Annotated in this window: 1 protein-coding gene; it reads right to left on the bottom strand. The window is 51.9% G+C overall.

Annotated features, from left to right (window positions below):
- A partial coding sequence (locus FNH22_RS32280) for an immunoglobulin domain-containing protein (protein WP_185154533.1) occupies window positions 1-570 on the bottom strand: 570 nt, incomplete at both ends.

Raw genomic sequence — 570 nt, 5'->3', positions numbered from 1 at the left:
CCACTAAAGCACAGCCTGGGGCCGTCTGCTCCGTAACCACCACAGAATAGTTCGATCCACCCAATCCACTAACATTACTGATCGTTAACGTAGGACTCGTAAAGCTGCCTCCATAAATAGCTCCACCGGAAATCGGAGTCCCGTTCAAAAACCATTGATAACCTAAACTCGTCCCGCTGGCCAATACGCTGAAAGAAGTACCCGAGCCACTGCACACACTCTTGGAAGAAGGGAAAGACGTGATCACTGGATTTGAAACCACCGTTACCACAGCTGCACTGCCCAGACTCGTTGCCAGACACGGGCCACTCGTGCCCAGGTCGGCAACACGGGTAACACTGTAACTCGTCGTACTGCCGGGACTCACTGAGACCGTAGCGCCATTGGCAATAGAACTCAGACTGAACGTATTCGTCCCGTCACTATAATCTACATCGTAAGGACCTGTGCCCGTCAAAGAAAACGTAAGTGTGGTACTACTCCCTTCGCAGATACTCGCACTACCACTCACATCTCCTGTAGGTAACACCTCTTCCGTTAGCGTCGCAGCTGGAGTAGCCACTAAAGCAC

Origin of the sequence: Fulvivirga sp. M361 (assembly GCF_007097395.1) — a bacterium.
Classification (GTDB): domain Bacteria; phylum Bacteroidota; class Bacteroidia; order Cytophagales; family Cyclobacteriaceae; genus Fulvivirga.
The sequence above is the reverse complement of the archived record's forward strand: the minus strand, read 5'-3'. Positions and strand labels throughout refer to the sequence as shown.